Source organism: Agromyces sp. GXS1127 (assembly GCF_050565425.1).
Lineage (GTDB): Bacteria > Actinomycetota > Actinomycetes > Actinomycetales > Microbacteriaceae > Agromyces.
Map to the genome: position 1 here is coordinate 597,664 of NZ_JBOCIG010000001.1, position 22,661 is coordinate 620,324.

The following is a 22,661-nucleotide window of genomic DNA, read 5'->3' on the forward strand; positions in this document are numbered from 1 at the left end:
GGCGCCCCACGGGGCGCCGTTCCTCTTCGCCCGGCGCCCGACGGCGTGCGCCAGCACAGCCGCCTCCGCACGACCGCACTCCAGCACGCCTCGGGAACCGCCTATGTCCACCGCCTCCATCCCCATCGTCCGCCCGGACGACTACACCGCAGCCCGCCACCCCGGCGACCTGCTGAGCCGCCGCCAGCGCCTCGTCTACGTCCTGGTGCTCGGCGCGCTCACCGCGCTCGGCCCGTTCACCGTCGACCTCTACCTGCCCGCCTTCCCGGCGCTCGAGGGCGAATTCGGCGTGGGCGCGGCCGCCGTCCAGATCACGCTCACGGGGACCATGATCGGGTTCGGCCTCGGCCAGCTCATCGTCGGTCCGTGGAGCGACAAGGTCGGTCGTCGGCTGCCGCTCATCCTCGCCACGGTGCTGCACATCGCCGCGTCGATCGCCGCCGCGTTCGCGCCCGACATCGCGTGGCTCGCGTTCTTCCGCCTCATGCAGGGCTTCGGTGCCGCGGCGGGCGGCGTGGTCGCGATGGCGATGGTCCGAGACCTGTTCGGCGGCAAGCCGCTCGTGCGCATGCTCTCGCGCCTCGCGCTCGTCAACGGCCTCGCGCCCGTCATCGCCCCGGTGATCGGCTCGCAACTGCTCGCCTTCATGGACTGGCGCGGCGTCTTCTGGGTCCTCGCGTTCTACGGCGTGGCCGTCGTGCTCGCCGTCTCGTTCCTCATCGTCGAGACCCTGCCCGAGTCGCGCCGCCACGTCGCCGGCCACTCGTCGATGCGCGAGCGCTACCGCGCGCTCTTCCGCGATCGCATCTACCTCGGCGCCGCGCTCATCGGCGGCATGACCTTCACGGGCCTGTTCTCGTACCTCACGACGTCGTCATTCCTGTTCCAGCAGGTCTACGAGTTCAGCCCGCAGGAGTACGGCCTCCTGTTCGCGGTCAACTCGGTCGGCGTCATCATCGGCGTGCAGACCTCCTCGCGCCTCATCCGAGGGCCGATCCCGCCGCAGTACGTGCTGGCGGGAGCGACCGTGGTGCACGCCGCCATGGCCACCGCGATCGTCGTGCTCGACTCCTCGGGCGCCGGCTTCTGGGGCACCGCGATCCCGCTCTGGATCTACATCCTCGCGTGCGGGTTCACCTTCCCGGCCGTCCAGGTGCTCGCGCTCGCGCACCACGGCGCGGAGGCCGGCACCGCCGCATCGCTGCTCGGCGCGCTGAACTTCGGCCTCGCGGGCGTCATCTCGCCGATGGTCGGCCTGTTCGGCGTCGGCAGCGCCGTGCCGATGGCCGCCTTCATGCTCGGCGCCGCGCTGGTCGCGATCGCCGCGGTGTGGCTGCTCGTCCGGCCGAAGACGGTGCCAGCGCTCGCCGACTGACCGAGGGCCGAGCGGATGCCGCGTGCCGCATGGGCCGCGGCATCCGCTCGTTCCCGGTGTCGGGTGCCGCGCGAGAACGCTCCGTGCCACGCGGCGTCCGTGCCTCGCTGCGCGGCGCCGCCGCGACTAGCGTGTCTCCATGAGCCAACCCGCGAGCGACGACGCCGTCCGGACCGAGCACTCCGGCGACGAGGGCCCGGAGGACGTGACGGAGCGCGGCCCGGTCGCCGCGACCGGCGAACGCCTCGAGCCCGAGGCGCGCGAGGAACGGACCGAGCACGTCGGGCGGTTCGTCCCGTTCGCGGCCGGCATCGCGTCGGTCGTCATCGCGTTCGTGCTCGGCCTCGTGATCCTGCTGCGCGCCGAGACGATGTTCGAGATCGACGAGGAGTGGGCGGAGGACGTCTTCACCCTCCGGGGCCCCATCGGCGATCTGTTCGCGTTCGGCATGGACGCCCTCGGCGGCGGGATCATGGGCGTGTTCGTCGTGCCGATCACGATCGCCGTCATCCTGCTCGTCCTCCGCAGGCCGTGGGCCGCGCTCTACTTCGTCGTCGCGTCCGCGGCGAGCGCGCTCATCGTGCAGGTGCTGAAGAACCTGTTCGGGCGCGCCCGCCCCGAGGACATCATCGTGCTCTCGGATTTCGGCTCATTCCCGTCGGGGCATGTGGCGAACGCCGCGACCATCGCGGTGACCCTCGGCATCATCTGGCCCCGCGTCTGGGTATGGATCGCGGGCGCGGTCTACACGCTGCTGATGGCGATCAGCCGCACCTACCTCGGCGCGCACTGGGTCACCGACACCATCGGCGGGGCGCTCGTCGGCGCCGGTGCGGCCCTCCTCGTCTGGACGATCTTCGCGCAGCGGATGGAACGCGAACGCCTCGCCCGCGCCGCGATCATCGCCGAGCGCAACCGCGAGTTCGCGCAGGCGCACGTGACGCCGCCCGCGCGCCCGCGCGCCTGACCGTCGCGCCCGCGCGCCCGACCCGCGCGCCGACGCGGCGTCACCGCGGACCCGTCGGGGCGCCTCTCAGCGAGCGCTCGTGGCCGCCGTCTGCTCGATGCGCTGCAGCAGTTCGGCCGCCACGCTCACGGCGATCGCGGCGGGCTCCTTCGACCGGATGCCGTCGATGCCGATCGGGGTCTCGATGCGGGCGAGCGCCGCGTCGTCATGGCCGGCCGAGGCGAGCTGCGTGCGGAACCGAGCCCACTTCGAGCGCGAGCCGATGAGGCCGATCGACCCGAGCCCGGGCGTGCGCAGCGCGGAGTCGCAGATCGCGAGGTCCTCGGCGTGGTCGTGCGTCATGACGAGCACGTGCGCCCCGGTCGGCAGGTCGGCGAGCGCGGATTCCGGCACGGGCAGGTGGTGGACGCGGATCGTGGCGACCGCATCGGCGAACGGACCGGCCGCTCCGGGCGGCGGATCCGACGGCCCGGCCGCGCCGGCCGGCCCGATCGCTCCCACGCGCTCGGGCGCCAGCATCGCCTCGCGCGAGTCGACGAGGTCGAGCTCGAGCGGATGCCGGGCCAGGATCCGCGCGAGTTCGAGGCCGACGTGACCCAGGCCGAAGATCGCGACGGCCGGGACGACCGGCAGGGGCTCGAGCAGCATCGTGACCTCTCCTCCGCAGCACTGCACGCCGTAGTCCGCGGCGGCTCGGTCGCTCAGCGCGAGCGTGAGCAGCTCCGGCTCCGCGGCGCCGGAGCGGAGCAGTTCGCGCGCCCGGGCGAGGGCGGTGTGCTCGAGGTTGCCGCCGCCGACCGTGCCGACCGCCTCGTCGGGCGCGACGACCATCTTCGCGCCGCCGTTCCGCGGGGCGTGGCCGCGGACCATGGCGAGCGTGACGAGCACGGCGGGGGTCCGCGCCGCTCGGAGCCGCTGCACGGCGTCGATCCAGTCCATCGGCGTCCCGTCAGCGGCCTGCACCGGCGCCGGCGGCGGCGGGTGCGCCCGCGCCATCCGTCATCGGCCCCGCGCCCCGGCGCGCGGCCGCCCGCGCCGCCTCGATCGCCCAGAAGACGGCCTCGGGCGTCGACGGGGCCCCGAGCTCGACCGAGTGCCCCGCCGGGCCGAAGGCCGCGACGGCGTCGCGGATCGCCTCGCGCACGCTGAACGCGAGCATGAGCGGCGGTTCGCCGACCGCCTTCGAGCCGTAGACGGCGCCGTCCTCGTGCGCGCGGTCGAGGAAGTGCACGTTCACCTCGTCGGGCAGCTCGGAGAAGCTCGGCAGCTTGTACGTGCTCGCCGACGGCGTCAGCAGCCGGCCGCGTCCGGGCCCGTCGGAGGCGTCCCAGCGCAGCTCCTCGAGTGTCAGCCAGCCCACGCCCTGCATGAACCCGCCCTCGACCTGTCCGCGATCGATGACCGGCGAGAGCGAGTCGCCGACGTCGTGCACGATGTCGACGCGGCGGATGCGCGTCGCACCGGTGAATCCGTCGACCTCGACCTCGCTCGCGGCGACCCCGTAGGCGAAGTACTTGAACGGCGTGCCGGTCATCGTCGCGGGATCCCAGCCGAGGCCCTCGGTCCGGTAGAACCCCGCGGCGAACAGCTGCACCCGCTCGGCGTACGCCGCCGCCGCGACCTCGGCGAACGAGACGGATGCGTCGGCGCCCGCGTGCACCCGACCGCTCTCGAACCGCACCGCGTCCTCCGGCGCCCCGAGCAGCTGCGCCGCGACCGGCGCCATCCGGGCACGGATCTGCTCGCAGGCATCCTTCACGGCCCCGCCGTTGAGGTCGGCGCCGGCCGACGCCGCCGTCGCCGACGTGTTCGGCACCTTGTCGGTCCGCGTCGGCGCGAGCCGCACCTGCGCGAACGGCACGCCGAGCGCGGTCGCGGCCACCTGCAGCATCTTCGTGTGCAGGCCCTGCCCGAGCTCGGTGCCGCCGTGGTTCACGAGCACCGAGCCGTCGGAGTAGACGTGCACGAGCGCGCCGGCCTGGTTGTACGCCGTGAACGTGAACGAGATGCCGAACTTCACGGGCGTGATCGCGAGCCCGCGCTTGACGTCGGGGTCGGCCGCGTTCGCGGCGTCGACCTCGGCGCGCCGGCGCGCGACCTCCGCGTCGTCGAGCACGCGACGCCAGGCGGTGGCGAGCCGGTCCGCGTGCCGGACCTCCATGCCGTACGGCGTCGTCTGCCCCGGGCGGTAGAGGTTGCGCTCCCGGAGCGTCGCGGCGTCGATGCCGAGGAGCGGCGCGACGCGCCCCAGGACGTCCTCGATCACGAACATGCCCTGCGGTCCGCCGAAGCCGCGGAACGCGGTCTGCGAGGTGATGTTCGTGCGGGCGACGCGCCCGTGCGCCGTGACGTTCGGGATCCAGTACGCGTTGTCGAGGTGGCAGAGGGCGCGCGCGAGCACGGGCTCGGAGAGGTCGAGGCTCCACCCGCCGTTCGAGGTCAGCGTCGCCTCGAGGGCCAGGATGCGCCCGTCGTCGTCGAACCCGGCGCGCCAGGTCGCGTGGAACGGATGCCGCTTGCCCGTCATCGTCGTGTCCTGCGCGCGGGTGAGCCGCACGCGCACCGGCCGACCGGTGCGGACCGCGCCGAGCGCGGCGACCGCCGCGAGCCCGTGCGGCTGCATCTCCTTGCCCCCGAAGCCGCCGCCGAGGCGCAGCGACTGCACGGTCACGCGGTGCTTGGGTACGCCCAGCACGTGCGCCACGATCTCCTGCGTCTCCGACGGGTGCTGCGTGCTCGACTCGACGAACACCTGCCCCTCGGAGTCGACGTGCGCGAGCGACGCCTGCGTCTCCAGGTAGAAGTGCTCCTGCCCGCCCACGACGCTCGTGCCCTCGAACACGTGCGGCGCCGAGACGAGGGCGGATGCCGCGTCGCCGCGCCGCACGGTCGGCGCCATGCCCTGGAACGACCCGGCCGCGATCGCCTCCTCGACGGTCACGATCGAGGCCAGGTCGTCGTAGGCGACGGTGACGGCAGCGGCGCCGAGGCGGGCCGCTTCCGCGGTCTCGCCGAGCACCCACGCGAGCGCGTGCCCGTGGTACCGGGCCGCATCGGGGAAGAGCGGCTCGTCGCCCTTCGCGCCGCCGTCGTTCGCGCCGGGCACGTCGGCCGCGGTGAGCACGTGCACGACGCCGGGCACCTCGAGGGCGGGCGCGACGTCGAGGTCGACGCGCGCGTGCACGTGCGTCGACTGCACCGGCCACGCGGTGAGCACGTCGCGCCGCGTGGCGGCGAGGTCGTCGGTGTACACCGCCGTGCCGGCGGCGTGCAGCCGGGCGCTCTCGTGCGCGACCGGCGTGCCGACGACGGCGCCGTCGGGCCGATCGGCGAGCCCGCTCACGCCGGTGCCCCCTCGCGCGTCTCGTCGCGGGCCGTCGAGCGGTGGAGCCGCAGCAGCGAGCGCTCGAGCATCGCCGCGCGGTACTCCGCGCTCGCACGGTGGTCGGACATCGGCGTCCCCTCGCCGCCGAGCACGGCCGCGGCCTCGCGCACCGCGTCGGCGTCCCCCCAGTCGCGCCCGACGAGGGCGGCCTCGGTGGCGCGCGCCCGGATCGGCGTCGCCGCGACCCCGCCGAGTCCGATGCGAGCGGATGCCACGGACCGGCGCTCCTCGTCGAGGTCGATCGCGAACGCGACCGCGACGCTCGAGATGTCGTCGTACCGGCGCTTGGCGACCTTGTGGAACGCGGTGAGGTTCGCGGTGGGGCGCGGGATGCGGATGGAGCGGATGAGCTCGCCCGGCTCCCGCACGGTCTGCCGGTAGCCGGTGAAGCACACCGCGAGGTCGACCTCGCGCTCGCCGTCGGCGGAGGCGAACACGAGCCGCGCCTCGAGCGCGAGCAGCGCGGGCGGCGCGTCGCCGATGGGGGAGGCCGTGCCGAGGTTGCCGCCGAGGGTCGCGCGGTTGCGGATCAACGGCGATGCGAACTGCGGGAACAGCTCGGCGAGCAGCGGCACCCGCCCGTCGAGCCGGTGCTCGAGCTCGGTCAGCGTGAGCGCGGCGCCGAGTTCGAGGCCCTCGTCGCCCTCGTCGTACCCGCGGAGCTCGTCGAGCCGGTCGATCGCGACGAGGAGCGGTGCGCGCCGGCCGCGCAGGTTCGCCTCGACGCCCCAGTCGGTGCAGCCGGCGATGGCCACCGCGTCCGGCTCGTCGCGAAGCAGTGCGAGCGCCTCGTGCAGGGTTCCGGGTCGGACGAACCAGCCGCCGTCGCGCCCGATGCGCGTCGCGCGCGCGGCCGGAGCGGGTCGACGCCGGCGCTCGGCGAGCGGGTCGTCGGCCGCGGGGCGCTCGAGGGATGCCGCGGCGTCGCGGATCGGACGATAGCCCGTGCAGCGGCAGAGGTTGCCGCTCAGCGCGTGCAGGTCGAACGACTCGGCGCCGTCGCTCCCGCCGTCGCGCGCACCGCCGTCGCCCGTGCCGTCTCCGTCGTCCGTGCGATCGGATGCCGCGGCATCCGCCCCGCCCCTCGGCCGGTAGAACTCGGCCGCCATGCTGCACGCGAACCCGGGCGTGCAGTACCCGCACTGCGAACCGCCCGCGGCGGCGAGCGCCTCCTGCACCGGGTGCAGCCGCTCGGGCGTGCCGAGGCCCTCGGCCGTCACGACCTCCTGCCCGTCCAGCGCGGCCGCGGGCATGAGGCACGCGTTCACCGCCGTCCAGTCGGCGCCGCCGCCCTCGCCGGGCGTCGCGACGAGCACCGCGCACGCGCCGCACTCGCCCTCCGCGCACCCTTCCTTGGCGCCGGTCAGGCCGATCCAGCGAAGCCAGTCGAGCGCGGTCGTGTGGGCCGCGATGCCCGAGGCGTCCCGCGGCCGGCCGTTGACGGTGACGACGATGTCCATGCCTGGCCCCCTCAGTCCGGAGTCTACGCCGCGCGCAGGCACGGCCCGCCGACGCGCGCATGCGAGCGCGGCGGTTCCCGCCGATGCGCTTCTGCGCGAAGATGAGGGCGAGGTCAGGAGCACCACCCGCATCGGAGCGGAAGGGAGCCGCAACCGCATGACCGTCGACATCCCGGGCGACGCCCGCGCCGCAGGCGACGCTGCCCACCCGGGCCGCGCCCTGCGCGACGGCCGGACGACGGGCTGATCCGTGCGCACGGCCCTGCCCACCGCCGCCCTGGCCTCGATCGACGCGAGGCTGGCCGAGACCGATCGCCTGCTCGCGACCGAGTACCCGGGTGACGACGGGTCGCGGCAGCCGGTGCACACGGTCTACGTGCCCGGCGACGCGTTCACGCCCGGGCTGGTCTCGGTGTGGGGAGCGGCGGCGCTGGCGGAGTCCGCCTCCGCCGGCGGCGTCGAGGCGCTCGCCGTGGACGTCGGCGTCGCGCCCGAGGTCGCGGCGGCCGTGGCGCCGTTCGTCGAGCGCAAGCTCGAGCGCGAGCCGATCGAGGACCTCCGCATCGACTTCGAGGACGGCTACGGCGACCGCGGCGACGACGCGGAGGACGCCGACGTGCTGCGCGCCGTCCGCCACGTCGCCGAGGCGGCCGCCGACGGCGTCGCCCCGCCCTTCGTCGGGATCCGGTTCAAGTCGTTCGAGGCGGCGACGCGCGGCCGCGGCATCCGCTCGCTCGACCTCTTCGTGACCGCTCTCGTCGATCGGGGCGACCTGCCGGACGGCCTCGCGCTCACCCTGCCGAAGGTCTCGACGCTCGCCCAGGTCGAGGCGATGGCGGATGCCGCGGCCGCCCTCGAGCGCGCGCACGGGCTGCCCGACGGCCGGCTCCGGTTCGAGGTGCAGGTCGAGACCCCGCAGGTCGTGCTCGGGCCCGACGGCCGCGTGCCCATCGCGCGCATCGCGCACGCCGGCGCGGGCCGCGTCGCCGGCCTGCACTTCGGGACCTACGACTACACCGCCGCAATCGGCATCGCGGCGCCGCACCAGTCGCTCGACCACCCGGCCGCCGACCACGCGAAGGCCGTCATGCAGCTGGCCGTCGCCGGCACCGGCATCCGCCTCTCCGACGGCTCGTCGAACGTGCTGCCGGTCGGCGACCGCGCGGGGGAGGCCCGGCGGCGTCACGCCCGGCTCGTGCGGCGGTCGCTCGAACGCGGGTTCGCGCAGGGCTGGGACCTGCACGCCGCCCAGCTGCCGACGCGGTACATCGCGACGTACGCGTACTTCCGCGACGGCTACCCCGGGGCGGCGGCGCGGCTCCGGCACGTGCACGATCGCACCGCGGGTGCCGTGCTCGACGAGCCGGCGACCGTGCGCGCGCTCGCCGGGTTCGTGCGCCGGGGCGTGCAGTGCGGCGCGATCACGGCCGAGGAGGTGGCTGCCGGCACCGGGCTCGACCCGGCGAAGCTGGCCGACCTGGAACGGCCGCGGCTTACCGACCGCCCGCGTCCGGCGACGGGCTGGCGCACGCACGAGGAGGACGCATGAGCTATTCCACGCCGCCGGGCGGCCTGCCGGCGCAGACGGAGCTGCTCTCCGGTCGCGCGATCGTGACCGAGGCGTACACCGTCATCCCGAAGGGCGTGCTGCGCGACATCGTCACGAGCCGCCTGCCCGGCTTCCACGGTGCACGCTCGTGGATCCTCGCCCGGCCGATCGCCGGGTTCGCGACGACCTTCGCGCAGCTCATCGTCGAACTCGCACCTGGCGGCGGGGCGCCGCGGCCCGAGGCCGAGGAGGGCGTCGAGGCGGTGCTCTTCGTCACGTCCGGCGACCTGACGCTCGACCTCGACGGCACGCGACACGTGCTGGGCCCCGGCGGGTACGCGTACGTCGCCGCGGGCGCCGCCTGGTCGATCGCCAACGAGGGCGACGCGCCCGTCTCGTTCCACTGGATCCGCAAGGCCTACGAGCCGGCGCCCGGCATCGACCCGCCCGCCTCGTTCGTCACGAGCGACGCCGACGTCGCCCCGCAGCCCATGCCCGACACCGACGGAGCCTGGGCCACCACGCGCTTCGTCGATCCCGAGGACCTCGCCCACGACCTGCACGTCAACATCGTCACGTTCCAGCCGGGCGGGTCGATCCCGTTCGCCGAGACGCACGTCATGGAGCACGGCATCTACGTGCTCGAGGGGAAGGGCGTCTACCGGCTGAACGCCGACTGGGTCGAGGTCGAGGCCGGAGACTTCATCTGGCTCCGCGCGTTCTGCCCGCAGGCCTGCTACGCCGGCGGGCCGGGTCCGTTCCGGTACCTGCTCTACAAGGACGTCAACCGCCAGGTACGGCTGACCGGCCGGGCCGACGGCGCGGGCGCCGGTCGGGCGGCGAGCCGGTGGGGGTGAGCGAGCGGATGCCGCGGGGCGACGACGTCGCGACCGGACGGGTCGCGGCATCCGTCGTGTACGACCTCGTGCTCGCGGGCGACCGGGTGCTCGTCGACGGCGGGTTCGCGCCCGCCGAGATCGGGGTCCGCGACGGGCGGATCGCGCGGGTCGCGGGCCGCGGCATGCGCCTCGAGGGCGGGCGCCGCGTTCGCCTCGCCGACGACGAGGTGCTGATCCCCGGCCTCGTCGACACGCACGTGCACGTGAACGAGCCCGGGCGCACTGAGTGGGAGGGGTTCGCGTCGGCGACCCGCGCCGCGGCGGCGGGCGGCGTCACGACGATCGTCGACATGCCGCTCAACAGCATCCCGCCGACGACGTCGGTCGCCGCGCTCGAGGCCAAGCGGGCTGCGGCGCGCGGCCGGGTGGTCGTCGACGTCGGGTTCTGGGGCGGCATCGTGCCGGGCAACGGGGCCGACCTGCTGGCGCTCGCCGACGCGGGCGTGTTCGGGTTCAAGTGCTTCCTCGTCGACTCCGGGGTCCCGGAGTTCCCGCCGGTGTCGGCCGACGAGCTGGAGCGCGCGATGGCGGTGCTCGCGGGCGCCGGCTCCGGCTCCGGCTCCGGCGCCAGGTCACGTCCCGGCGCCGACCCCGGCTCCGGCCTCGCCGACGCCCCGCTCGTCATCGTGCACGCCGAGGACCCGACCGTGATCGACGCGGCGCCCCACGCGCACGGCCGCGCCTACGCCGACTTCCTCGCATCCCGACCGGATGCCGCCGAGGGCGCCGCGGTTGCGGCCGTGATCGAGGCGGCGCGTCGCACGGGCGCCCGCGTCCACATCCTGCACCTCAGCTCGGCCGACGCGCTCGACGCGATCGCCCGGGCCCGCGCGGACGGGGTGCGCCTCACCGTCGAGACCTGCCCGCACTACCTCGCGCTGACCGCCGGCGAGGTCCCCGACGGCGGCACGGCGTACAAGTGCTGCCCGCCGATCCGGGGCGCTGCGAACCGCGACGCGCTGTGGCAGGGCCTCCGGGCGGGCGTCATCGACGCCGTCGTCTCCGACCATTCGCCGGCGCCCGCCGCGATGAAGCTCGCCGGCGGCGGCGACTTCGCCGAGGCGTGGGGCGGGATCGCGTCGCTCCAGCTCGGGCTGCCCGTCGTCTGGACCGAGGCGCGCCGCCGCGGCATCGGCCTGGAGCAGGTGGTCGAGTGGATGGGCACGGCGCCGGCGCGCCTGGTCGGGCTGGCCGGCAAGGGGGCGATCGCCGAGGGCGCGGACGCGGACCTCGTGATCGTCGCACCCGACGAGGCGTTCACGGTGGATGCCGCCGCCCTGCACCACCGCCACCCGATCACGCCGTACGACGGCCGGGCGCTGGTCGGCGCGGTGCGCGCGACGTACCTCGGCGGGGTGCCGGTCGCGCTCGCGGGTGCGGCGGACCCGGTCGGCCCGGCCGTCGGCGCGGTGCCGCGCGGGCGACTGCTCCGGCGGGCACGATCGGAGGGTGGACCGGGCGATGTCGCTTGAGACGTTCAACGGGGCCGATCGCGACGACGCGATCGCGTTCGTGCGGCCCTGCCTCGACGTCGACCGGTGGTGCGCCGAGCTCGTGGACGGCCGCCCGTACGCCTCGGTCGGCGACGCGCTCGCCGCGGCGGAGTCCGCGGCGCACCCGCTGACCGACGCCGAGGTGGAGGGCGCCCTCGCGCACCATCCGCGCATCGGCGAGCGTCCGACGGGAGCGGGCGCGCACGCCGCGATATCGCGCGCCGAGCAGTCCGGAGTCGACCCCGCCGACGCGGACGTCGCGGCCGCGCTCGCCGAGGGCAACCGCGCCTACGAGGAGCGGTTCGGCCGCGTCTTCCTCATCCGGGCCGCCGGGCGGTCGTCGCGCGACATCCTCGAGGCGCTCACCGAGCGCCTCGCGCACACGCCGGAGGAGGAGGCGCCCGTCGTCGCCGACCAGCTCCGCCGGATCGCCGTGCTCCGATTGAAGGGACTCCTCGCATGAGCAGCCAGGCCGCCGCGCCATCGCGGTCGCGCATCACGACCCACGTGCTCGACGCGAGCTCGGGTCGCCCCGCCGAGGGCGTGGCCGTCGAGCTCTCCGCCGGGGACGGCGACGGATGGCGCCGGCTCGACGCAGCCGTCACCGACGCCGGCGGGCGCGTCTCGCGGATCGGACCCGACGCGCCGCCCGCGGGCGTCTACCGGCTCCGCTTCGACACCGCGGCGTACTTCGCCGCGCGCGGCACCGAGTCGTTCTACCCGGAGGTGGTGCTCACCTTCCGCGTGGCCGACGATGGGCGGCACGTCCACGTGCCGCTCCTGCTCAGCCCGTTCGCCTATTCGACCTACCGAGGGAGCTGACCATGTCCGAGCCCGCCATCGTCCTCGGCGCGAACCAGTACGGCAAGGCCGAGGTGCGCGTGGTGAAGGTCACGCGCGACCGCGCCCGTCACGAGATCGACGACCTCGATGTCACGTCGCAGCTGCGCGGCGACTTCACCGCGGCGCACGTCGAGGGCGACAACGCGCACATCGTGCCGACCGACACGCAGAAGAACACCATCTACGCGTTCGCGCAGGACGGCGTCGGTTCCCCCGAGGCGTTCCTGCTGCGGCTCGCCGATCACTTCACCTCGTCGTTCGAGTGGGTGACGGGAGGCCGCTGGGCGGCCGACCGGTACGCCTGGCAGCGCATGCACGTGGCGGGCGCCGAGCACGACCACGCGTTCGTGCGGAGCGGCCAGGAGGTGCGCACGGCTGTGGTCGTCGCCGACGGCGACGAGCGGCACGTGCTCGCCGGGCTCACGGGACTCACCGTCCTGCGCACGACCGGATCGGGCTTCGAGGCGTATCCCCGCGATCGCTACACGACGCTCGCCGAGACGCGCGACCGCATCCTGGCGACGGACGTCACGACCCGCTGGCGGTACGGCCGCGCCGACGTCGACTACGACGCGACGTGGACGAGCGTGCGGTCGCTGCTCCTCGATGCCTTCGCCGAGCCATACTCGCCCGGGCTGCAGGCGACGCTCTACGGCATGGGCCGGCGGGTGCTCGAGGCGCACGGGGAGATCGCGGAGATCCGCTTCTCGATGCCGAACAAGCACCACTTCGCCGTCGACCTCTCGCCCTTCGGGCTCGACAACCCGAACGAGGTCTTCCACGCCGCGGACCGGCCCTACGGGCTCATCGAGGCGGCGGTGGTGCGCGAGGGGGCGGTCTCGCCGGCGGTCGCGTGGGACGGCATCGCCGGCTTCTGCTAGGCGGTGGCGGGGCCTCACGTCAGTTGTCCAACTGGACAATTGAAGCGCGGACGGCTACCGTACCGACCATGCGAATCCTCCTCATCGGCGCGGGGGGCGTGGGCGATGCCATCGCCAAGATCGCCGCCCGCCGCGACTTCTTCGAACTCCTCGTCGTGAGCGACTACGACGAGTCCCGCGCCCGCCGCACGGTCGACTGGATCGCCGGGAGGCACGGCGAGGCCGTGGCGGCCCGGCTCGCCACCGCGCAGGTCGACGCGAGCGACCCGGAGGTCGTGGCATCCGTCGCCCGCGAGCACGGCGCCACCCACGTCATGAACGCCGTCGAGCCGAAGTTCGTGCCGTCGATCTTCGCCGGCGCGCTCGCCGCCGGCGCCGACTACCTCGACATGGCGATGAGCCTGTCCGAGCCGCACCCCACCGACCCGTACGCGGAGACCGGCGTGAAGCTCGGCGACGACCAGTTCGCCCAGGCCGACGACTGGGAGAAGGCGGGCCGGCTCGCGCTCGTCGGCATGGGCGTCGAGCCCGGGCTCTCCGACGTGTTCGCGCGCTACGCCGCCGACCACCTCTTCAGCGAGATCGACGAGCTGGGCACGCGCGACGGCGCGAACCTCGTCGTCCGCGACGAGGAGGGCAACGAGATCTTCGCGCCCTCGTTCTCGATCTGGACCACGATCGAGGAGTGCCTGAACCCGCCCGTCGTCTGGGAGCAGGAGCGCGGCTGGTTCACGACCCCGCCCTTCAGCGAGCCCGAGGTGTTCGAGTTCCCCGAGGGCATCGGCCCGGTCGAGTGCGTGAACGTCGAGCACGAGGAGGTCCTCCTCATGCCGCGCTGGGTCGACGCGAAGCGCGTGACCTTCAAGTACGGCCTGGGCGACGAGTTCATCAACGTGCTGAAGACGCTCCACCTGCTCGGGCTCGACTCGACCACGCCCGTGCGCGTGCGGAGCGCGAACGGCCCCGTCGAGGTCGCGCCGCGCGACGTGGTCGCCGCCGCCCTGCCCGACCCCGCCACGATCGGCCCGCGCATGACCGGCAAGACCTGCGCCGGGCTCTGGGTCACCGGCACCGGCACGGATGGCGCGCCCCGCGAGGTGTACCTCTACCACGTGAGCGACAACGAGTGGACGATGCGGGAGTACGAGGCGCAGTGCGTCGTGTGGCAGACCGCGCTCAACCCCGTGATCGCGCTCGAGCTGCTCGCCACCGGCGTCTGGTCGGGCCGCGGCGTGCTCGGCCCGGAGGCATTCGACGCGCAGCCGTTCCTCGAGCTCATGGCGCGCGCCGAGGCCGACGGCGGCTACGGCCAGCCGTGGGGCATGGAGGACCGCCTGGCGCGCTGACCCGCGCCGCGCCCGGGTCCTCTCTCCTCCAAGTGAGGTTTCTGCGCCGAAGCGCGATTCGGTGCGTGCCTCCAGTGCAGAAACCTCACTGGCGGCGGGGCCGGAGGGACCCCCGGGCGACGCTCGGACGCGGTAGTGTCCGGACCATGACGGATGCCGCGACCCGCGCCCGCGCGCACGAGCTCGCCGACGAGGAGGACCGCCGCGCCGGTGTCGTCACCCGCGAGGCGCGGCCAGACGAGCTCGCGGGCGCGCTCGCGCGCTTCGACGCGACGTGGGGCGCCGGCCGCTCCGTCGATCTGGCGTCGCTCAAGGCGATCGCGCACGCTGGCAACACGGTGCTCGTCGCCGTTCTCGAGAAGGGGCGAGCGGATGCCGCGGGCGAGCTCGCCGACCCCGCGGATCCGCCGCTCGGGGCGGCGCTGGGTTTCCTCGGCTGGGATGGCGGCCTCCACGTGCACTCGCACATGAACGCCGTCGACCCCGCGGCGCGCGGGCGCGGCATCGGCGTCGCGCTGAAGCTCCGCCAGCGCGCGATCTGCCTCGACCACGGCGTCGACGAGATCCGCTGGACGTACGACCCGCTCATCCGCCGCAACGCACGCATGAACCTCGTGCGGCTGGGCGCCGAGGTCGCCGCCTACCGCCCCGACTTCTACGGCGAGCTCCGCGACGCGATCTCGCGCGGCGACCGCAGCGACCGCTTCGAGGTGCGCTGGCGGCTGACCTCGCCGCGCACGGCGCAGGCCCTCGAGCGGATGCCGCAGCCCGCCTGGCACGCCGAGGGCGGCCTCCCGCTCGTGGCCGACTTCGAGGCCGTCAGGGCGGCCGACGCCGAGACCGCGGCCGCACTCCGCGCCGCGTCGCGCGACGCGTTCGCCGCCCTCGCCGACGGCCGCCTCCGCCCGGAGCTCGACGCGAGCGGCGACTACGTCTTCACCGCCGACGACCCCGACCGGGAGGCCTGATGTCCGACACACCGGAACCCACGACGACGACCGCTCCCCGCATCGAGGCGATCGAGCTGCACCGGCTCGAGGTGCCGCTCGTCCGGCCCTTCGAGACCTCGTTCGGCCGTGAGACTGCGCGCGAGGTCCTGCTCGTGCGCGTGCGCACCGACCGCGGCGACGGCTGGGGCGAGTGCGTCGCGGGCCGCGACCCGTTCTACTCGGGCGAGTACGTCGACGGCGCGGCATCCGTCATCGAGCACTACCTCGCGCCTGCACTGCTGCGGTCGCCCGCGCCGCACGTCGTCGACGACGGGCACGTGAGCGGCGTGCTCATCGAGGATCCGGCGCACGCGGCCGGCATGTGGGTCGACGACCGCGAGCAGCGGGCCGACGGCCGGGCCGCGGCGCCCGGCACGGGCGGCGGTGCGGCCGGGTCCATCGCGAGCGTGCCGCTCGCGGCATCCGTCGCCCCCGGCCTCTCGTTCGTCGCCGGCCATCGCATGGCGAAGGCCGCGCTCGAGGCGGCCGTCCTCGACGCCGAGCTCCGCGCGCAGGGCCGGTCCATGGGGGAGTGCTTCGGCGCCGCGCGCGAGTGGGTCGACTGCGGCGTCTCGGTCGGCATCGCCCCGACGGTCGAGGAGCTGCTCGACGAGGTCGCGGGCTACGTCGAGGCGGGCTACCGCCGCATCAAGCTGAAGGTCAAGCCCGGCTGGGACCTCGTTCCGGTCGCCGCGGTGCGCGAGCTCATCGGCCGTGACGCGATGCTGCAGGTCGACGCCAACACGGCGTACACGGCAGACGACATCCCGCTGCTCGCGAGCCTCGACCCGTTCGAGCTGCTGCTCATCGAGCAGCCCTTCGCCGAGGAGGACCTCGCGACGCACGTTCGACTCGCGCAGGCCGCCGAGACGCCCGTGTGCCTCGACGAGTCGATCCTCGGCGTGACGACCGCGGTCGACGCGATCGAGCGCGGCGCGACGAGCATCGTGAACATCAAGCCCGGCCGCATGGGCGGGTTCCTGGAAGCGCTGCGCGTGCACGACGCGTGCCGTGCCCGCGACGTGCCGGTGTGGTGCGGCGGCATGCTCGAGACGGGAGTGGGTCGCGCCGCGAACGTCGCGATCGCGGCGCTGCCCGGATTCGTGCTGCCGGGCGACACCTCGGCATCGGATCGCTACTTCGCCGAGGATGTCACCGAGCCCTTCGTGCTCGGCACGGGCGAGCACCGCGGGCAGCTGCGGGTTCCGGATGGCGCGGGCACGGGCGTGCACGTGCGCGAGGAGCTCGTGCGAGCCTGGGCGGCGCGTCCGCCCGTGACCGTCGGTCGCCACTGAGGTCAGGCGTCGCGTCGCTCCGCGGTGGAGGGATCGACCTGCGGCTCGGGCTCGCTCCGGCGGTGTGCGCGGATGATCGGCATCGTCAGCCCCGCGACCACCGAGCCGATGCCCCCGAGCAGCAGGTCGCCGATCGAGTCGGTGTAGCCGACGTAGATCTCACCGTCGATGAAGTTCTTGCCGAACCACTCGAACATCTCCCAGAACACGCCGAACGTCATGCCGAGCGCCGTCGTCACGATGGCCGTGGAGAGCACGGGCCGCGGCAGCGACCGCTCGTCGGCGACGATGCGGAAGTGCGCCAGGAGCAGGTAGCCGACCGCGGCGATGAGCCCGTTGAGGGCGAAGTGCACGGGCAGATCCCACCACTTCACCGTCACGTAGAGGTCGGTCACGCTGCTCCACACCGCGACGAGCGTGACGATGCCGAAGAGGATGTCGAAGCCCGGCCGGAGCCGCAGTGCGCGCGGAATCACCATCCCTCCGGTCGCGAACGCGAGGCTCACGCCGCCGAGCGGCCCCCAGCCGATCGCCGCGATCGGGATGCAGAGCAGCCCGATGAGGCGGATGACGTCGGCCGTGATCTCCGCCGGGCCCTCGGCCCGTCGCGTCAGCGCGTTCCACAGGCTCCGCATCAGTGACGCTCCTCCTCCCGGCCGGGGGCCGTGTCGTCGTGCGGCCGGTGCCGCAGCACGGCCTGCACGGGTTCGTGGTCGGATGCCGCGCGCCCTTCGAAGCGCGCGGCGTTGATGCCGGCGTGCGTGACCTCGGCGGCGCCGCCGACGAGGATGAGGTCGATCCGGCGACCGCCGCGACGGCGCGGACCGTAGTTGGAGAACGTGCCCCACTCGGGCGTGAGCCGCTCGCCCGCGGCGTCCCAGGCATCGTGCAGCACGCCGTCGATCGTGAGCCGCCGGTGCACCGCCGAGCGCTCGTCTGCGTTGAAGTCGCCGGTGACGACGATCGCCGTCCCGGGCTCGTCGAGTCGGGCGGCGTGGGCGAGCCCGGCGATCATGAGCGCCGACTGCATCCGCGAGCGGCGCGACAGGTGGTCGAGGTGCGTGTTGAAGACGTGCAGTCGCCCGCCGGTCTCGCGGTCGGTGAACTCGGCCGAGACGACGAGACGGCGCGTGAGGTTGCCCCACGACCGCGAGCCGTGCTCGTCGGGCGTCGCGGAGAGTGCGCGCTGGCGCCAGTCGGTGAGCTCGAGCCGCTCGGCGTCGAAGTAGACGGGACAGGCTTCGCCGTGGCCGCCGGGGTCGCGCCCCGTGCCGACCCAGCGGTGGCTGCCGCCGAGGGCGTCGGCCACGACCTCGACCTGCTCGTCGAGGGCCTCCTGCACGCCCAGGACGGTGGGTCGCTCCGCCGCGAGGAGTCGCCGGACCAGGGGCTTGCGCACAGCCCATCGGTCGGGGCTCCCGGGCCGGTTCCGCGGCATCCGTCGGCGGATGTTGAAGGACATCACGTGGAGGTCGGGCGCCTCGACCGGGCCGATGAGCGGCTCGTCCGACGTCATGCGCCCAGCGTACGCCCGGGCCGTGCCGCTGATCGGATCGCCCGGCCCGCGCGGCGGGCCGTCGTCGCCCGGCCGCAGCCGGCCCGGCGGACCCGCACCAGCCCGCCCGCTCAGCCGAGCAGCTCGCGCCGCGCCTCGGGGTAGCCGAGCGCGTTCGGCTCGGTCTCGACCGCGGCCCGGGAGAACAGGTCGGTCGGGCACCAGCCCGTCACGGCGCCGATCGCGAGGAACGTGGCGCAGACGCCCGCCGGGATGGCGCACCAGAGGTTGTCGAGGTTGGACAGTGCGAACGCGGCGAGGAACACCGCGATCACGCCGCGGAGCACCCGCTCACCGCGACTCACCGCGCACGAGCGCGAGGCGAGCGAGCGGACGAGGCGGTTCACGCCTGGGCGGCGGCAGCGGCCTGCTGCTCGGCGAGCTGGCGGCGCACGTCGTCCATGTCGAGGGCCTTGGTGCCCTCGATGACCTGCTCGAGCTGGGCGCCGTTCAGGGCGCCCGGCTGGGCGAAGACGATGATGCCCTCGCGGAAGACGACGAGCGTCGGGATCGACGTGATGCGGAAGCCCGCGGCCAGGGCCTGCTCGGCCTCGGTGTCGACCTTGCCGAACACGACGTCGGGGTGCTGCTCCGAGGAGCGCTCGAAGATCGGGCCGAACATGCGGCACGGCCCGCACCACTCGGCCCAGAAGTCGAGGAGCACGATGTCGTTGTCCTTGATGGTCGACTCGATCGTGTCGTTGGTGATGTTCACGGAAGCCATGCCCCGATTCTACCAGATGATACCCCTGGGGTATTATTCAGGTCATGCAGACCATGATCAGCACCCCCGCGGGCGCCCCGGCGACCCGCCCCCTTCGTCCCGTTCGGCCCGCCCGCGGCATCCGCGCCGCCCTCGTGGCCGCCGCCGGCGCCGCCGCGCTCGCGCTCGCCGGCTGCGCCTCGACCGAACCCATCGAACTCGGCGCCGACACCGTCGTCGTCGACGTCCGCACGCCTGCCGAGTACGCCGCCGGCCACCTCGACGGCGCCGTCAACCTCGACCTCACCTCCGGCCAGCTCGCCGCCGAGATCCCGACGCTCGACGCCGAGGGCGACTACGTCGTCTACTGCCAGTCGGGCAACCGCTCCGCCCAGGCCACGGCGCTCATGGAGGACGCCGGCCTCGACGTCACCGACGCCGGCTCGATGCAGCAGGCAGCGGATGCCACGGGGCTGCCGATCGTCCAGTAGGACGGGCGACGGCTCACGTGGCGAGCCCGGCCGCGGTCTCGCCGATCCGTGCGGCCGTCGCCGCGCGCTCGGGGCGGTCGTCGAGCTCGAACCAGGTCGACGACAGCGCGCTCCAGGCCACGAGCCAGTCGCGCAGGCGCTTCGGCGCGAAGCCCGTCGCCTCCACGGCGACCGCGAACTGACGCGCCAGCCGGCCGGGCACGAGCGCGCGCTCGTGCGACGGGTTGCACAGCAGGTTGCACGCATCGAACTCGGCGTCGCCGAGCAGTGCCTTCGGATCGATCGCGAGCCATCCGCGCTCGCCGAAGTCGAGCACGTTGCCGTGGTGCAGGTCGCCGTGCAGCACCTCGGGCTCGTGATCCTCGTCGAACAAGCGGCGCGCGAGGTCGGCGCCGGCCCGGTGCAGCGGGCCGAGTCCGTCGGCCTGCGCGAAGAGCTGCCCGAACCACTGCTCGAGGGGCACGAGGTCCGGCGGGTCGTCGAGGCCGAGCACGCGTCCGGTCTCGGCGTGGAGCACCGCGGCGACCTCGCAGATGATGCGGGTGGCCGCGTCGTCCTCGCCCGCGCGGACCAGGTCGACGAGGTCGCGGGCGCCCGTCGCGCGCTCGATCAGCAGCGCCCGGTGGTCGCGCCGCAGGACCCTCGCGGCCCCGTGCCCGTCGAGCGCGGCGAGCAGCGCGGCGCCGCGGGCCTCCTCCGACTCGTGCGCGATCTTCAGGACGGCGGGCTCGCCGTCGTCGGTCCGGACCGGCAGCAGGCGGCTCGTCGCGGTGGTCGCCGGATCACCGTCGGGTCGCAGCCGCCAACGGCGCAGCCACGCCGCTTCGTCCGCTCTCCCGGGGTCGACGGGTCCGAGATCGCTCATCCGCCCAGTATCGCCTCGCCGCCCGAAGTGCGCCGTTAGGATCGGCCCCATGTCGGACGACGCGGTGAAGCGGGCACAGGAGGCGGCGGAGGTCGCGGCGGCAGCGGCGGCGGCGCTGCAGGAGCAGGCGGCGGAGGCGATCCGCAAGGCGGAGGAGGCGGCCGCCCTCGCCAAGGCGGCGGCCGACGCGGCGACGGATGCGGCGCCCACCGCCGCCGAACCCGCCGCCCCTGCGGCATCCGCCCCGCCCTCGGCCGACGGCCCGCTCGACGCCGATGAGGTCGACCGCATCCGCGCCGGGTACGCCTTCGAGGGTCCCGCGCTCGAGATGGGCGCCCTCGTGAACGGCGAGGCGATGCCCGACGTGCCGGTGCGCATCCCGCTCGCGATGACCAACCGGCACGGCCTCGTCGCCGGGGCGACGGGCACGGGCAAGACCCGCACGCTCCAGGTGCTCGCCGAGCAGCTCGCAGCGGCCGGCGTCGCCGTGTTCGCGGCCGACATCAAGGGCGACCTCTCCGGCGTCGCGACGCCCGGAACGAGCAGTGAGAAGCTGCTGAAGCGCACCGACGGCATCGGCCAGGCGTGGGAGGCGGCGAGCTTCCCGACCGAGTTCTTCTCGCTCGGCGGCGTCGGCCGGGGCGTGCCGATCCGCGCGACGATCTCGGGCTTCGGACCGCTGCTGCTCAGCAAGGTGCTCGGGCTCAACGAGACGCAGGAGTCGAGCCTCGGCCTCGTCTTCCACTACGCCAACAAGAACGGCCTCGCGCTCCTCGACCTCGACGACCTGCGGGCCGTGCTCGCGTACCTCGTGAGCGATGAGGGCAAGGGCGAGCTCGAGGGGCTCGGCGGCCTGTCGAAGGCGACCGTCGGCGTCATCCTGCGCGAGCTCATCGCGTTCGCCGACCAGGGCGCCGACGTCTTCTTCGGCGAACCCGAGATCGATACGGCCGAGTTCCTCCGCACCGCCGCCGACGGCCGCGGCGTGATCAGCCTGCTCGAGGTGCCCGGCGTCGCCGACAAGCCGGCGCTCTACTCGACGTTCCTCATGTGGCTGCTCGCCGACCTCTACGGCGGACTGCCCGAGGTCGGGGACCTCGACCAGCCCAAGCTCGTGTTCTTCTTCGACGAGGCGCACCTGCTCTTCCGGGATGCCTCGAAGGATTTCCTCGCCCAGGTCGTGCAGACCGTGCGGCTCATCCGCTCGAAGGGCGTCGGCGTGTTCTTCGTGACCCAGACGCCGAAGGACGTGCCGGGCGACGTGCTCGCCCAACTCGGCTCGCGCGTGCAGCACCAGCTGCGCGCGTTCACGCCCGACGACGCGAAGGCACTGCGTGCCACGGTCTCGACGTACCCGAACTCGGGCTACGACCTCGAGGAGACGCTCACCGTGCTCGGCACCGGCGAGGCGATCGTGACCGTCATGAACGAGAAGGGCGCGCCCAGCCCCGTCGCCTGGACGCGCCTGCGTGCACCGCAGGCCTCGATGTCGCCGAGCGCGGATGCCGCGATCGACGCCGCCGTCGCGGCATCCCCCCTCACTGCGAAGTACGGCACGGCGATCGACCGCGAATCCGCGCACGAACTGCTGACCAGGCGCATGGCGGATGCCGCGGCCGCGGCGGACGCGGCCGAAGCCGCCGAGGCGAAGGCGAGGGCCGACGCCGAGTACGCGAAGATGCAGGCGAAGATCGAGGCCGACCAGGCGAAGGCCGAGAAGCAGGCGCAGGCGGAGTACGACCGGCTCCTGAAGAAGACCTCGGGCACGTCCCGATCGCGCTCGCGCACCCCCCGGCGCTCCGCGCTCGAGGAGGTGCTCGGCTCGAAGACGACGCAGAAGGTGATCACGCAGGTCCTGACGGGCCTCTTCGGCATGGCGAAGCGCAGATGACGGATGCCGCGCGGCCGGCGCGCGACGCCGGGGACCCGGACGTCGGGGTGCCCGAACCCGTCATCCGCGCGTATCGGCCCGAGGACCGCGAGGCGATCGCCCGGATCTGCCTGCTGACCGCGGCGGGCGGCGGCGACGCCAGGGGCGTGTACCGAGACGATTCACTCATGCCCGAGGTGTACGCGCTGCCCTACGTCGACTACGCGCCCGACCTCGCGTTCGTCGTCGAGCGCGGCGGCGGTCGGGTCGGCGGCTACGTCCTCGGCATCGCCGACACGGCCGAGTTCATCGACTGGTACGCGCGCGAGTGGGCGCCGGCGTTCCGGGAGCGGCATCCGGTGGCGGGCCCGCCCACCGAGCACCGTCCGGCCTACACCGAGTCGCAGCTCATCGCCGACGGCGGCGATCCCGAGCGGATGCGGATCCCGGAACTCGGCGCGTACCCCGCGCACCTGCACATCGACCTGCTGCCGGAGCTGCAGGGCCGGGGGCTCGGCCGCCGGCTGGTCGACACGCTGCGCGCGGCACTCGCCGACCGCGGGGTGCCGGCGCTGCACCTCGGGATCGATCCGGCGAACGTCGGCGCGCGGGCGTTCTACGAGCGGCTCGGCTTCCACGAGCTGCCGTCCAGCACGGCCGACGCGCCGCGGTTCGGCATCGCGACGCGCTGAGCG

At 74.2% G+C, this 22,661-nt stretch carries 22 protein-coding genes; 14 read left to right on the top strand and 8 right to left on the bottom strand.

Features of this window, described 5'->3' with window-relative positions; genetic code table 11:
- The first annotated feature begins 103 nt into the window (after positions 1-103).
- Together ACQ393_RS02720 and ACQ393_RS02725 are read left to right on the top strand one after the other, a co-directional pair.
- Positions 104-1,375 (top strand): multidrug effflux MFS transporter, encoded by a 1,272-nt coding sequence (locus ACQ393_RS02720; protein ID WP_430645280.1) that lies wholly within the window; start codon positions 104-106, stop codon positions 1,373-1,375.
- Positions 1,376-1,514: 139 nt separating this feature from the next.
- Positions 1,515-2,342, top strand: a complete 828-nt coding sequence (locus ACQ393_RS02725) for a phosphatase PAP2 family protein (RefSeq protein ID WP_430645281.1) — start codon at positions 1,515-1,517, stop codon at positions 2,340-2,342.
- A 66-nt stretch (positions 2,343-2,408) separates the two neighbouring features.
- On the opposite strand, the gene xdhC is transcribed toward ACQ393_RS02725, so the two are convergent.
- From xdhC to ACQ393_RS02740, 3 genes are read right to left on the bottom strand one after another with little or no spacing between them, the layout of a single operon-like run.
- Positions 2,409-3,281: a xanthine dehydrogenase accessory protein XdhC gene (xdhC, locus tag ACQ393_RS02730; protein ID WP_430645282.1), complete on the bottom strand. Its 873-nt coding sequence runs from the start codon at positions 3,279-3,281 to the stop codon at positions 2,409-2,411.
- A gap of 10 nt (positions 3,282-3,291) precedes the next feature.
- Entirely contained in the window at positions 3,292-5,685 is a 2,394-nt protein-coding gene (gene xdhB, locus ACQ393_RS02735) for a xanthine dehydrogenase molybdopterin binding subunit (protein ID WP_430645283.1), read from the bottom strand.
- Positions 5,682-7,187 carry a xanthine dehydrogenase small subunit gene (locus tag ACQ393_RS02740; RefSeq protein ID WP_430645284.1) on the bottom strand — a complete coding sequence of 502 codons (1,506 nt, stop codon included), beginning with the start codon at positions 7,185-7,187 and terminating at the stop codon, positions 5,682-5,684. The genes xdhB and ACQ393_RS02740 overlap by 4 nt, the downstream gene beginning before the upstream one ends.
- Positions 7,188-7,437: 250 nt before the next feature.
- On the opposite strand from ACQ393_RS02740, the gene ACQ393_RS02745 reads away from it, so the two are divergent.
- From ACQ393_RS02745 to menC, 9 genes are all read left to right on the top strand, one after another.
- A complete protein-coding gene (locus tag ACQ393_RS02745) occupies positions 7,438-8,736 on the top strand; it encodes a DUF6986 family protein (protein WP_430645285.1) in 1,299 nt (432 codons plus the stop codon).
- Entirely contained in the window at positions 8,733-9,593 is an 861-nt protein-coding gene (locus tag ACQ393_RS02750; RefSeq protein WP_430645286.1) for a bifunctional allantoicase/(S)-ureidoglycine aminohydrolase, read from the top strand. The genes ACQ393_RS02745 and ACQ393_RS02750 overlap by 4 nt, the downstream gene beginning before the upstream one ends.
- Positions 9,594-9,601: 8 nt before the next feature.
- Positions 9,602-11,107: an amidohydrolase family protein gene (locus ACQ393_RS02755; RefSeq protein WP_430645340.1), complete on the top strand. Its 1,506-nt coding sequence runs from the start codon at positions 9,602-9,604 to the stop codon at positions 11,105-11,107.
- Complete coding sequence (gene uraD, locus ACQ393_RS02760) at positions 11,097-11,591, top strand: 2-oxo-4-hydroxy-4-carboxy-5-ureidoimidazoline decarboxylase (RefSeq protein ID WP_430645287.1); 495 nt, start codon at positions 11,097-11,099, stop codon at positions 11,589-11,591. The genes ACQ393_RS02755 and uraD overlap by 11 nt, the downstream gene beginning before the upstream one ends.
- On the top strand, positions 11,588-11,950 hold the full coding sequence (uraH, locus tag ACQ393_RS02765) for a hydroxyisourate hydrolase (RefSeq protein WP_430645288.1): 363 nt from the start codon (positions 11,588-11,590) through the stop codon (positions 11,948-11,950). The genes uraD and uraH overlap by 4 nt, the downstream gene beginning before the upstream one ends.
- A gap of 2 nt (positions 11,951-11,952) precedes the next feature.
- Positions 11,953-12,852 carry a factor-independent urate hydroxylase gene (gene pucL, locus ACQ393_RS02770; protein WP_430645289.1) on the top strand — a complete coding sequence of 300 codons (900 nt, stop codon included), beginning with the start codon at positions 11,953-11,955 and terminating at the stop codon, positions 12,850-12,852.
- Between the two features lie 68 nt (positions 12,853-12,920).
- Positions 12,921-14,198 carry a saccharopine dehydrogenase family protein gene (locus ACQ393_RS02775; RefSeq protein ID WP_430645290.1) on the top strand — a complete coding sequence of 426 codons (1,278 nt, stop codon included), beginning with the start codon at positions 12,921-12,923 and terminating at the stop codon, positions 14,196-14,198.
- 146 nt (positions 14,199-14,344) lie between these two features.
- The gene (locus ACQ393_RS02780; protein ID WP_430645291.1) at positions 14,345-15,166 is read left to right on the top strand and encodes a GNAT family N-acetyltransferase; all 822 of its coding nucleotides are present in this window, start codon (positions 14,345-14,347) and stop codon (positions 15,164-15,166) included.
- On the top strand, positions 15,166-16,482 hold the full coding sequence (gene menC / locus ACQ393_RS02785; RefSeq protein ID WP_430645292.1) for an o-succinylbenzoate synthase: 1,317 nt from the start codon (positions 15,166-15,168) through the stop codon (positions 16,480-16,482). Before ACQ393_RS02780 ends, menC begins: the two co-directional genes overlap by 1 nt.
- A 2-nt stretch (positions 16,483-16,484) precedes the next feature.
- On the opposite strand, the gene ACQ393_RS02790 is transcribed toward menC, so the two are convergent.
- The 4 genes from ACQ393_RS02790 to trxA form a co-directional block, all read right to left on the bottom strand.
- The gene (locus ACQ393_RS02790) at positions 16,485-17,117 is read right to left on the bottom strand and encodes a hypothetical protein (protein ID WP_430645293.1); all 633 of its coding nucleotides are present in this window, start codon (positions 17,115-17,117) and stop codon (positions 16,485-16,487) included.
- Complete coding sequence (locus tag ACQ393_RS02795; protein WP_430645294.1) at positions 17,117-17,998, bottom strand: endonuclease/exonuclease/phosphatase family protein; 882 nt, start codon at positions 17,996-17,998, stop codon at positions 17,117-17,119. Before ACQ393_RS02795 ends, ACQ393_RS02790 begins: the two co-directional genes overlap by 1 nt.
- Before the next feature lie 110 nt (positions 17,999-18,108).
- Positions 18,109-18,384 carry a YgaP family membrane protein gene (locus tag ACQ393_RS02800; protein ID WP_430645295.1) on the bottom strand — a complete coding sequence of 92 codons (276 nt, stop codon included), beginning with the start codon at positions 18,382-18,384 and terminating at the stop codon, positions 18,109-18,111.
- Positions 18,381-18,761, bottom strand: coding sequence for a thioredoxin (gene trxA / locus ACQ393_RS02805; RefSeq protein ID WP_430645296.1), 381 nt, complete (start codon positions 18,759-18,761; stop codon positions 18,381-18,383). Before trxA ends, ACQ393_RS02800 begins: the two co-directional genes overlap by 4 nt.
- A 44-nt stretch (positions 18,762-18,805) precedes the next feature.
- On the opposite strand from trxA, the gene ACQ393_RS02810 reads away from it, so the two are divergent.
- Complete coding sequence (locus ACQ393_RS02810; protein WP_430645297.1) at positions 18,806-19,231, top strand: rhodanese-like domain-containing protein; 426 nt, start codon at positions 18,806-18,808, stop codon at positions 19,229-19,231.
- A gap of 13 nt (positions 19,232-19,244) precedes the next feature.
- On the opposite strand, the gene ACQ393_RS02815 is transcribed toward ACQ393_RS02810, so the two are convergent.
- Positions 19,245-20,096 (bottom strand): aminoglycoside phosphotransferase family protein, encoded by an 852-nt coding sequence (locus tag ACQ393_RS02815; protein WP_430645298.1) that lies wholly within the window; start codon positions 20,094-20,096, stop codon positions 19,245-19,247.
- Between the two features lie 49 nt (positions 20,097-20,145).
- Between ACQ393_RS02815 and ACQ393_RS02820 the strand changes: the two genes are divergently transcribed.
- Both ACQ393_RS02820 and ACQ393_RS02825 read left to right on the top strand, forming a co-directional pair.
- Positions 20,146-21,987, top strand: a complete 1,842-nt coding sequence (locus tag ACQ393_RS02820; protein WP_430645299.1) for a helicase HerA-like domain-containing protein — start codon at positions 20,146-20,148, stop codon at positions 21,985-21,987.
- Positions 21,984-22,658: a GNAT family N-acetyltransferase gene (locus tag ACQ393_RS02825; RefSeq protein WP_430645300.1), complete on the top strand. Its 675-nt coding sequence runs from the start codon at positions 21,984-21,986 to the stop codon at positions 22,656-22,658. The genes ACQ393_RS02820 and ACQ393_RS02825 overlap by 4 nt, the downstream gene beginning before the upstream one ends.
- The last annotated feature ends 3 nt before the right edge of the window (positions 22,659-22,661 follow it).

Coding starts and splice junctions, on each gene's coding strand:
- uraD (WP_430645287.1), top strand. CDS start 11,097: ATGTCGCTTGAGACGTTCAACGGGGCCGATCGCGACGACGCGATCGCG.
- ACQ393_RS02790 (WP_430645293.1), bottom strand. CDS start 17,117: ATGCGGAGCCTGTGGAACGCGCTGACGCGACGGGCCGAGGGCCCGGCG.
- ACQ393_RS02750 (WP_430645286.1), top strand. CDS start 8,733: ATGAGCTATTCCACGCCGCCGGGCGGCCTGCCGGCGCAGACGGAGCTG.
- ACQ393_RS02740 (WP_430645284.1), bottom strand. CDS start 7,187: ATGGACATCGTCGTCACCGTCAACGGCCGGCCGCGGGACGCCTCGGGC.
- pucL (WP_430645289.1), top strand. CDS start 11,953: ATGTCCGAGCCCGCCATCGTCCTCGGCGCGAACCAGTACGGCAAGGCC.
- ACQ393_RS02795 (WP_430645294.1), bottom strand. CDS start 17,998: ATGACGTCGGACGAGCCGCTCATCGGCCCGGTCGAGGCGCCCGACCTC.
- menC (WP_430645292.1), top strand. CDS start 15,166: ATGTCCGACACACCGGAACCCACGACGACGACCGCTCCCCGCATCGAG.
- ACQ393_RS02815 (WP_430645298.1), bottom strand. CDS start 20,096: ATGAGCGATCTCGGACCCGTCGACCCCGGGAGAGCGGACGAAGCGGCG.
- xdhC (WP_430645282.1), bottom strand. CDS start 3,281: ATGGACTGGATCGACGCCGTGCAGCGGCTCCGAGCGGCGCGGACCCCC.
- uraH (WP_430645288.1), top strand. CDS start 11,588: ATGAGCAGCCAGGCCGCCGCGCCATCGCGGTCGCGCATCACGACCCAC.
- ACQ393_RS02820 (WP_430645299.1), top strand. CDS start 20,146: ATGTCGGACGACGCGGTGAAGCGGGCACAGGAGGCGGCGGAGGTCGCG.
- ACQ393_RS02780 (WP_430645291.1), top strand. CDS start 14,345: ATGACGGATGCCGCGACCCGCGCCCGCGCGCACGAGCTCGCCGACGAG.
- ACQ393_RS02755 (WP_430645340.1), top strand. CDS start 9,602: ATGCCGCGGGGCGACGACGTCGCGACCGGACGGGTCGCGGCATCCGTC.
- ACQ393_RS02825 (WP_430645300.1), top strand. CDS start 21,984: ATGACGGATGCCGCGCGGCCGGCGCGCGACGCCGGGGACCCGGACGTC.
- ACQ393_RS02725 (WP_430645281.1), top strand. CDS start 1,515: ATGAGCCAACCCGCGAGCGACGACGCCGTCCGGACCGAGCACTCCGGC.
- ACQ393_RS02775 (WP_430645290.1), top strand. CDS start 12,921: ATGCGAATCCTCCTCATCGGCGCGGGGGGCGTGGGCGATGCCATCGCC.
- ACQ393_RS02810 (WP_430645297.1), top strand. CDS start 18,806: ATGCAGACCATGATCAGCACCCCCGCGGGCGCCCCGGCGACCCGCCCC.
- trxA (WP_430645296.1), bottom strand. CDS start 18,761: ATGGCTTCCGTGAACATCACCAACGACACGATCGAGTCGACCATCAAG.
- ACQ393_RS02720 (WP_430645280.1), top strand. CDS start 104: ATGTCCACCGCCTCCATCCCCATCGTCCGCCCGGACGACTACACCGCA.